The organism is Stenotrophomonas sp. STEN022 (genome assembly GCF_056760155.1).
This window is the reverse complement of record NZ_JBRREG010000136.1, coordinates 1-9361: the sequence shown is the minus strand read 5'-3', so window position 1 is coordinate 9361 and position 9361 is coordinate 1. Positions and strand designations below refer to the sequence as shown.

8 protein-coding genes and 1 pseudogene are annotated in these 9361 nt (G+C 56.3%); 1 reads left to right on the top strand and 8 read right to left on the bottom strand.

Annotated features, from left to right (window positions below):
- Positions 1-842: pseudogene (locus ACVOMF_RS19460) on the top strand (IS3 family transposase); the annotation flags it as partial.
- A 467-nt stretch (positions 843-1309) separates the two neighbouring features.
- Here ACVOMF_RS19460 and ACVOMF_RS19455 read toward each other — a convergent pair.
- From ACVOMF_RS19455 to ACVOMF_RS19420, 8 genes are all read right to left on the bottom strand, one after another.
- Complete coding sequence (locus ACVOMF_RS19455) at positions 1310-1732, bottom strand: DUF1801 domain-containing protein (RefSeq protein WP_481510729.1); 423 nt, start codon at positions 1730-1732, stop codon at positions 1310-1312.
- Positions 1733-2147: 415 nt separating this feature from the next.
- Positions 2148-2513: a DUF2834 domain-containing protein gene (locus ACVOMF_RS19450; protein WP_481510728.1), complete on the bottom strand. Its 366-nt coding sequence runs from the start codon at positions 2511-2513 to the stop codon at positions 2148-2150.
- Between the two features lie 205 nt (positions 2514-2718).
- Positions 2719-3810: a serine hydrolase domain-containing protein gene (locus ACVOMF_RS19445; protein ID WP_481510727.1), complete on the bottom strand. Its 1092-nt coding sequence runs from the start codon at positions 3808-3810 to the stop codon at positions 2719-2721.
- 132 nt (positions 3811-3942) lie between these two features.
- Positions 3943-4491 (bottom strand): NUDIX hydrolase, encoded by a 549-nt coding sequence (locus ACVOMF_RS19440; RefSeq protein WP_481510726.1) that lies wholly within the window; start codon positions 4489-4491, stop codon positions 3943-3945.
- 422 nt (positions 4492-4913) lie between these two features.
- Positions 4914-5297 (bottom strand): zf-TFIIB domain-containing protein, encoded by a 384-nt coding sequence (locus tag ACVOMF_RS19435; RefSeq protein WP_481510725.1) that lies wholly within the window; start codon positions 5295-5297, stop codon positions 4914-4916.
- A gap of 76 nt (positions 5298-5373) precedes the next feature.
- Entirely contained in the window at positions 5374-5676 is a 303-nt protein-coding gene (locus tag ACVOMF_RS19430) for a hypothetical protein (protein ID WP_481510724.1), read from the bottom strand.
- 480 nt (positions 5677-6156) lie between these two features.
- Positions 6157-6492: a hypothetical protein gene (locus ACVOMF_RS19425; protein ID WP_481510723.1), complete on the bottom strand. Its 336-nt coding sequence runs from the start codon at positions 6490-6492 to the stop codon at positions 6157-6159.
- A 54-nt stretch (positions 6493-6546) separates the two neighbouring features.
- Positions 6547-6849, bottom strand: a complete 303-nt coding sequence (locus ACVOMF_RS19420) for a DUF6334 family protein (RefSeq protein ID WP_481510722.1) — start codon at positions 6847-6849, stop codon at positions 6547-6549.
- Positions 6850-9361 lie beyond the last annotated feature (2512 nt).

Here is a 9361-nt window from a genome sequence, read left to right as displayed (position 1 = left end):
GCCTGCCCAGCGACGCACTTGGGTTGGCCGGTTGCAAGAGCGCTTTGGGGTCAGCATGCGGCGAGCACTGCAGATGGTGACGATGTCGTATTCCAGCTATTCGTACAAGGGCAAGGCACGGGACAGCCAGGCGGTGCGAATGCGCATGCGTGAGATCGCCTCAACTCGGGTGCACTACGGTTGCGAGCGCGTGTTCGTGGTTCTGCGCCGAGAAGGCTGGCGTGACAACCACAAGCGGATCCATCGGATTTACAAGGAGGACGGCCTGTCTTTAAAGGCATTGCCGGCCTCGGCGCAGTAGAAGTGCACCCCGGCGTCAGCCGATAAAGGTAGCTGTCGCTCCCAATGCACTTTGGGGGATGGATTTCGTCAGCGACGCACTGCTTGACGGTCGCCGTTTCCGGATGCTGACCGTGGTTGATCATTTCACGCACGAGTGTCTGGCCATCGTCGTGGACCAGTCGCTACGCGGGGAACATGTGGCGGAGGCAATGACAAGGTTGGCAGCCCTGCGAGGATCCCCAGGCGCTATCAAGGTGGACAACGGTAGCGAGCTCGCCGGGAAGGTGATGGATCGTTGGGCATATGAGAACGCCGTGGAGCTGGATTTTTCCCGATGTGGTACCCCGACAGACAACGCGCTTGTAGAAAGCTTCAACGGCCGGCTTCGGCAGGAATGCCTGAATGAGCATTGGTTCTTGTCCCTGGCCGACGCGCGGAGCAAGATCGAAGGGTGGCGGCGCTTCTATAACGAGGAACGTCCCCACAGTGCACTAGGATGGAAAACCCCGGAGGAATTCGCCCTGAAACACGGGTCCCAAGCGAACTCCAAGGTGCCGTAGAACGCCGGATTTTCCACTTTGAAATGCACCGGTAATCGGGGGTGGGTCAAATCAAGACGGGACTCTCAACCCGATCACTACTCAGATTGGGGGGGGCGTCGGAAGAGCTCCAAGTGGCAGTCGTTCCGGGCGCCAAACAGGCACACGCGAAGGCCGAGGGATCGAATGTGGCATCGCTTACCCTTGGCCGGCTCTTCAAAGCGCGCCCACTCCAACCAGGCATCGTGCGGGCAGCGGCGATCTGCTGCGTTGAGAAGCGGACCAGAAGCCAGTTTGAACGCAGACGCGGGGAGTCGGTCCCTGTTGCGTTCCAAGTATCTGGCGTATCGCCGGAATGGCAGATTGGGATCGCCTTGGGCGTGCAGTTGCTGAAAAAGTACGCACATTTCGAAGGCGGCCTAGGCTTGGGGTTGTCGGCGTACCGTTGGTATGTCCGCTTGACCAATGGGGTAGGCCGCGTTCAGTGCTTACCGGCGAAGCGCACGCTTCCGCAGATGATATGTGAGCGAAGCCTGGATGCAGAAGGCTAGCGCATCGGTAGGCAGTTTCTGCGACAGACCAAAGACAAGCGCGCGATTTCCTTCGAAGGTGAAGTCGTTGGGAAACATACATCTGAAGCTTTCGATGAGCCCGGTTTGACAATGGAAGTACATGGCATACCGATCAGGGAACTTGGCCTTCCAGTCCATGCGAACGGTGCTGCCGCTCTTGGTCTGGGCGGTGAGGTAAGCAGGCTCTCCCCACTTCAGTGTTTCCTGCAACGGGCCTACACCATCGACGTTCTTGGCGGTCACAAAGACAAGCTCTCGTAGTGCAAGCATCTTCCTTCGCACGACGGGAGGGTACGACTGGAAGTGTGCCGCAACGGCGGGATCTGCGAAGGGCTTCATGAGCATTCTCGAGCAGAGGTTCTTGGCCTTTGGTTCGGCTTGGCATTGGAGTGACGTCACGCCGGTAGGGTTCTGGTTTGGATGGACGAGGCCACCATTGAGGAGCTGGAAAGGTCGCCAGGCAAATGCTGCGCAAGAAAGACCACGTCATCTAGCGCCTCGTCTGCACCATGAGAGGCCGTAAGCACGAAGTATGGAGTTGAGCCGTCACCGACGCACGCCTCGTCGATTGCGTCCTCAATCTTGGCTGCGTCAACGCCGTTAACCCCTACATACCTGACTCCTTGGCGTATCCAATCTGCGACCAGCACGTCGAGATCAGGTGGATAGCTTTGCAGTGAATGCAGAACGATCTTGTGAGGAGCCGTCATTGAGTTCCACGGCCGGAGTTGAGCCGACCCGTGGCGGGTCGGTATCAACCATTCCTCAGGCGGCATCCCCGCTCAATTCGCATGATCGCGCGCTCACGAAATGCAAGAAACAATGGAAATGCGAAAGCCAAACCAACGCCAAAGCTAAGAACTGCATATGCCGCCGGCCATTTCACGCCAATACGCTTTGACTCTCGAAATGCCCAGGGGGAAAACACAAGCACGGAGAAGTAGATGTCAACAGTAATTGCCGTTGCAGCTGGATTGACCGTAGCGCTTTGGAGATGGGGGCCGAACTCGATGTTGCCGCTTCCGACGAAGTATGAAGGTTGTAGTACCAGGTCGCGATCAATCCGATGACGGATAAGAGAAGATAAACAGTAACGATGGTTCTTGATTTGGGCATACATGTCCCAACAATGTTACCCAATGTGGTCCAACGCCCGAGTTCAGCCGGCCTACGTAGTGGCGCCGGTGCCATACCGAGCTTAACCTGCCATGTTGCCGGCGTAACAAAGGAAGTTCCGCTTGAGTGAACTGTTTGGCGGCGCTGCCACATATGGAGACGGCGAGGATGAGCGCAGCAAACAGAAAAGAGGCCAGAGCCTGCTTGCGCTATTGGGACAGCCGATGACCGGCGGCATTCTCCCGCGCGGCGATTCTCTCAACCAACGTATCGATCGCCGTCTCCATGGCGCGCGCGGTTTGGTCACCACTCTGGTTGGTGATGACGAAGATACCAAGGTCGTACTTCGGGATGATGTAGATATAGCATTGCGAACGGGGCACGCCGCCATGGTGGGCGTAGTAAGTGCCTTTCAAGCGGTCGCCGCTGACGATGTTCCAGAAATAGCCGATGCTGAACTCGGGATCGAAGTTGACCAGCGTACGATGGGATTCCTCTACGGCTGGCCCGTTGGCCAGTTGGAATATCAGGTACTTCGCCATTTCCGGAACGGTTGCCTTCACGTTTCCGGATGCACCCCAGGGCAGCTGCGGCATCGGCGTGGTCGGCACCGGATTGTCACTGTGATAGCCAGGCGCAAGCCGGATGACGTCAGCATCATCAAGCCGGATTCTGACATCAGTCATTGCCGCCGAATCTTGCAGGAGCCCGCGCAGCAGCGACTCGTAGTCGCGTTTGTAGACGACTTCCAGGATATGCGCCACCAGTTCGGTTCCGGTACTGGAGTACGAGTACTCCTTTCCGGGCGCGCGGCCAATTTCGACGGCATGCAGGTCTCTGAAGAAGTCAGCCTTACCGTAGTTCGCATAGATGGCATTGAGCTCGCCGGGCGTACGCTGATCGGTGAAGTCGGCGAGGACGGTGTTGGTGCGTTCTGGCAGCATGTTCGGCAAGCCGCTGGTATGCGACAGCAGGTGGCGGACACGGATGGCTTCGTCCTTGTGCTGCAGGTTCGGATAGTCACCTTGCAGATACATCCGTATATCGTCATCCAAGCTGAGCCGGCGTTCCAGAACAGCATTCGCCATCAGTGTCCCGGCCAGCGTCTTGCTCAAGGAGCCGATTTCGTAGAGGGTCGCATCGGTTGGAGGGCCCGGCTTTCCGGTTTCCATATCACCACGATGACGGATGATCTCCTCGCCCCGATATACAACTGCGATCGATGTCGAGTGAAGCAAGGGCTGTTCGATCAGCGTTGCGGCGACCTCGTCGATATCCGCCCCGAGATCTTTCGCCGGCATGGTCGTTCCGGTGCAACCCGCGACCAAGAGTGCCGCAGACAGCGCGGTACAGTTGAGCCACCGCCAGTTTCTAACAGACATCGAAGTCGCTTGCATGCGTCGGTGCTTTCAGAAGAGGTTTGAAAAGTCGGCTTAGGGTAGCCGATTGCCGAGTGGGTAGAAGGCTTCAGTGGTTCTGGATCTATAGACGCCATCTTCCAGGTACATCAACTGGGCGCCGCCCCATAGTGTGTCCGGGAACTTCGTAAGTTGCTCTATCTGTGCATTGATATGTGGGAAAGTGATCAGATCCATTGCTGCATTGGTACTGAGCCACCTGATCTCCTCAATTATTTCTGGTGCTCTCGCTTCGCCGCTTTCAACCCTGGTTGAGTACACCAGCCTCGTTGAGATCTCATTGTTCTGATCGGTTCTGAGCGTGAACACTCCCCTTAAGCTTGGAGCGGAAATCTTCAGTCCATAGCTACCCGCGAGCTCATCAAGTCCTTCCTTGATGGTTAGGCGATTGTCTTGATACCAGCCGGGTGTTACCCAGCGGGTTGAGTTCTTGACCTTTACAACCATCATTTCATTCTTCTCGTTGAACACAAGCAAACGATGGAAGGTGGATGGTTTTGACTCCTCCTGGGCGAGAACTGGCTGGGAGAAAAGTGCAAGAAGTAACAGTAGCAATTTCTTCAAAGTAGCCTCCATGGATGTTCTGCGGCACAAGGTTGGGATTGGGCCGGCCTGGGTAGCGTGCTTGGCTTGAGTGAACTTTCAGGCACCAGCCGCACGCCATACGAAATAGGCGGTTGTTGATGCTACCGCCAGTGTGCAAAAGCCGATCGCACACGCTGCGTCAGCTGAAATATTCCGAGGGGGTGGTCGCCCAGAATGACTCTTGGACGTCTTTCGGTGCTTGAAGTCCCAGGGTTCGACACTGTAGTAGCCGAACGAGAAGACTGGGACGACGAGCCGGCCAATAATGTAACCGAGACCATACAGCACGACCTCGAAGGCACCACGGAAGATGATCTCTGTGAGCAGACTTGCGGGCATGTTTTGGGGCTCAACTCAAGGGTTAAGCCGCGCCGCGAAGCGGCGCTGGCTAGAGTGAATCGTCAGCCCTCAGCTGGGGCCGCCCGTACTATTCCGAAGATCGCGCGGAAACGCTCTCCAAGGGTCTCTTCCTTGAAGTCTTTGAACTCGCCGGCGTCAAAGAAGACGCCGTGACAGAAGCCGCAAGACTCGTACGAGATATGCGGCTGGCCCGCCACCACCATGCCAAACAGCGGCTGCTGGTCCTTGGGGCACTTGCCTGCTCCGGTGTTGGATGGAACGTTGCTCTTGGGCGAATAGTCGATGCGCTCGGAACCATCGAGTTGTTTGAGTTCCTCATGCTCGAAGGCATCAAACCATAGACCTCCGCAGCCGGAACATCGATCGATCTCCACGTTCTCGTGAACAATCGGCTTTAGTTCTGAGTCGCACTTCGGGCACTTCATTTGAGTTTCTCCATGAGGGAAAGTTTGGGAATCAGGCCGGGACGTGAGGCGGCCTCCGCTTGAGTGAACTGGCAGATCACATCTCCCCGAAGAACGAAGAGATGTCGAAATAGATACGGCGGGTCTCGCCTGTGGGTAGCTGGATTTCAATGAGGTCCATTGGGGACGGCCTCATGAGTAGCGATTGGGACTCAATCGTCGCTCCAGGGTAGTTCCGATCGACCCAGGCCTTTTCCTCTCCAATGCTCGATACTTTGACTGCGGTCTTGGTGGTTAGGCCGTCGCCACTGAAGCTCGAGGTATCGCTGCGATTGACCGATGTCGAGTTACAGCCGGCGAGCAGAAGCGAAAGCATTGCGATGACGATTACGCGATTCACGAATCCCTCCATGTGATCCAGCTCTGGAACTGGGCCGACCCGCGCAGCGGGTTCGGATTGAGTGAACTGTTAGGCCCCAAACCGCTGCACTAGAGACTTGCATGCTGGCAGTGCGCGCGACGCTGCCCATGGGATTGCAGATTGTATCTCTGGCTCCAGTCTTGCCGATGCGTCTGGCGCCCAGTGCTTCCGGGAAGCTCCAACTGGCAGGGCGTCAATCTCTGACGAGATCATGGCAAAGGCCAAGAAATCTGGATCGGACTCATCCACCTCAATCTGGCAGCGGAGAGCGGCGAGAGAATGGCACCCTTCCAGGATAGGAATCTCGCCAGAGATGACCCCGGCCGCTATCTTGGCTGCTTCTTGACGAGCGGACTGTACGTATTTTTCGTGTGTCATGTGCTCAGCCATTGGGGCTTAACTCTGGAATTAAGCCGCGCCGCATAGCGGCGTCGGCTTGGAAGAGCTATTAGGTGTGGGCTACTGCCACGCCAGCGCTTCGGCGTTGCCTGTTGCCTTGTCAACCGTTACGGTGAATCCCTTGCAGTCAAAAGTCCACTCCTGGCTACAAGTTGAGTAGTCGAATGACCAGACAGAGTTCATTGGGCCAGCGAATCCGGACGGGCCGGTGTTGGTTGGTTCCCCAAACTTGCTCAAGTCATATCCCACTCTGGTTGCTTTGGCATTGGCGATAAGTACCGCCTCATGGCGAGAATCCAGCCAGGCGACGTGCTTGTCTGCGGGAGCGCTGTTGGCCGCGCAACCTGCAGTAATTAGCATGGTGGACGTGGCAATAGCCAGCAATGCTGCTCTCATGCCCAACTCCGGAATTGAGCCGAATCGCGAAGCGAGTTCGGCTTGAAAGAACTGTTAGGCCTCGCTTGGCGTGGCAAGGTAGGCGCAGAGGCTTGATGCTCCTGCGACAAGCTCAACTATCTCAGATTGCTGGCCGTCTGGATCGGTGAACTCAAGCCGAGCTCCATCCGTATGCCCCTGCTGATTGGTCATGAGCCAAGTCCACTGCAACGGTTTGCCGATGCAAGAGGTCCATGGAGCATTTAAGGTTTGGCGGGAGGGACCTGAGTATGAGCCAGCAGTGACTGCAATTGTGTCGTCGTCAGCTATTGCAGAAAGAACGATCGTAGGCATGTCGAATTGTAGCTCTACAGCCATGATGAGCGGATAGTTGGGATCAAGCAGGATCTCCCGAACGTGTCGGAGATTGCCGTCGTAATATCAAGCATTTCTGAGCAGTTCTAGCATGCGGTTGGTGGACTAACTCTGGAATTTTGCCGACCCGCGAAGCGGCGTCGGCTTGAATGAACTGTTAGGCCGCACCGTAGCGAACTTTGCGCCTGCGGTAAACGGCTACTGATACAACTGAGAACACTACGCAACCCAGCAAAGGAACCCAAGCAAGTCCGACGAAATTTTGTACAGCCGCCAGGCCCTGTGAGGGCTCTTGCCCAAGCCCGATGCCGTCGCGAAATTGCCAGCATGCCCAAGCCCAAGCTAGCAATGAGAGACTAGAGCAAGTTAGCGCGGCTCGAAGGGATGCCAGCGAACGGCGGGCCGTAAGCCATACAAGACAGGCTAAAGAAGCGAGCACTGGAACAAGCAGAATTAGAAGAAAATAGCTCATCTTTCTAGGCGGCCTAACGCCGGAATTGAGCGGAGCCGCGAAGCGGCGTCGGTTTGAATGAATTGTTAGGCCCCGCTGCGCGCCTAGTGAGCCAGCCCGAGAATGCATTGAGGCGAGCCAAGAGCCCCGCCGTGTTTTCACAAGAGCCTGCCTCGGAGAACACAAGCTCATTGGACGGTTGGTCCATGACCAGTATGTCTAGGCAATGCGCATGATCCCAGGCAGTAATGTCAACCAAGAGATCCTCTGTCTGGTACCAAGTCGATAGGGTCTTAGCGGGAAGCTCAAGCCGTTCAAACTTGAGCTGCCTAAGGCCGAGCTGTTCGTGATTTGCAAGGAGCCACGCTGAAACAAAGGCTCTCGCAGTCTCTAAATTGGAAGTCTCGGTCATGCTCGATCCGGGGCCTGACGCCTGAATGAAGCCGAGCCGCGAAGCAGCGTCGGCTTGAATGAATTGTTAGGCAGCGAAGGCCGAAGCGCTACCAGCCCCGAGCTGCCGTCAGAGAAGACCTGTGGCTCGCACTCCACAAGCTCTCCCGATTGGAACTGCCACTCCTCGTCGCTCGGAACAGTGTCTAAAAGCTCATACACGGCCCCCTGGACGTGGTGAGCTTGAACGGGGCGCCACACGGGAGTGGCCTCGCCGAGCAGTGCGACATAGACAAGTGGCATTGAATTCTCCCGTGCTGCCTAACTCTGGAATTAAGCCGCGCCGCGAAGCGACGTCGGCTTGAATGAACTGTTAGGCGCGAAAGCCATGCTGGCTGTGAACTCAAAGTCCCCAGATTGCATCTCGAAGCGCCTCCCATAAATCCTTAAGTTTCTTTCGGCTTCCCATGAAGAAAAGGACTCGCACTAGCTGTATCAGCGCGGCGACTAGAAGAACAAGGAATCCAATCAGCCCAATTGCATCCCTAAATAAGATTCCTGCGATGGCGAGGACTACAAGTGCTGCCAGAACGGCTAGGTCGGACTTCCGCATTTCTCTTTGCGTAGCAGTGGTCATCGCGCCTAACTCCGGAATTAAGTTGGGCCGCGAAGCGGCGTCGGCTTGAATGAACAGTTAGGCGGCTGTGGCCACTTACCGCCCCCGGGCCAATGCTGCCTTGCTTGTGCAACCCAACGTAAGCCGATCATGCCACAGCTCGCGGGATGGAGCTTGCCTGGGAAACCTTACCGAGCGTTGCCGCCGAAGTGCGATGAAATGATTGCGGCAGAGCAGTGGGGCGTAAGACGAAGTGGCGGGCTTGCCGATGCCAGGAACAGTGGGAACTGTTACCCGGAGCCGACCGGTGAATTGCTGATACTGCTGCCGAAAGAAGAAGGGCCAGCCAACCAAACCCAGCGCCGCCTAACGCCTGAATTAAGCCGACCCGCGAAGCGGGTTCGGCTTGAATGAACTGTTAGGCGCCTCCTAGTACGGCCGGGCAACTGACGGTTGACTCAAGACGGTAACTCCCGGGGAAGTCATGCGGTATCGGTTGCCCGATGAGGAACTTTTGGATGGGCTCGATTGCACCAAATTTCCCGGCTCCCCCCGGATATTGAAAGTCATCGGTGACATCAATGACAGATTGGTCTCCTCTGACTAGCTCCAAGCTAGGCGTGTCCTTGGTGACTGCTGCCAAGTAGTAGCGTCCTACCGCTAGCTTTGGAGCGCAGCAAATGCCAGTTGGATAGAGAATTCCTGAAGCAATTGGAGCGTCACCTTTGAGGGTGCGGACTACGTTGATGCGACCTCGCACGTTACCGGTGTATGAGTTTTCATCGGTTAGCTCGAGCGACGTAACTCGAAATACATAGATCCTTGTTGCCTCGCTTAGGTTCTCTCGGAATGTTGGAGTGGTCGGCTGCGGGCACGCCGCGATAGGCATGGAAAGTGTTGCCAATGAAAGCAGAAATGCGATCCTTGCAATGAACATGATCAAGGCACCTAACTCTGGAATTAAGCCGACTCGCGAAGCGAGTTCGGCTTGAATGAACTGTTAGGCGGCTGCAGCCAATTGCATAACCCATGGCCAACGCTGCCCTGCTTGTACAACC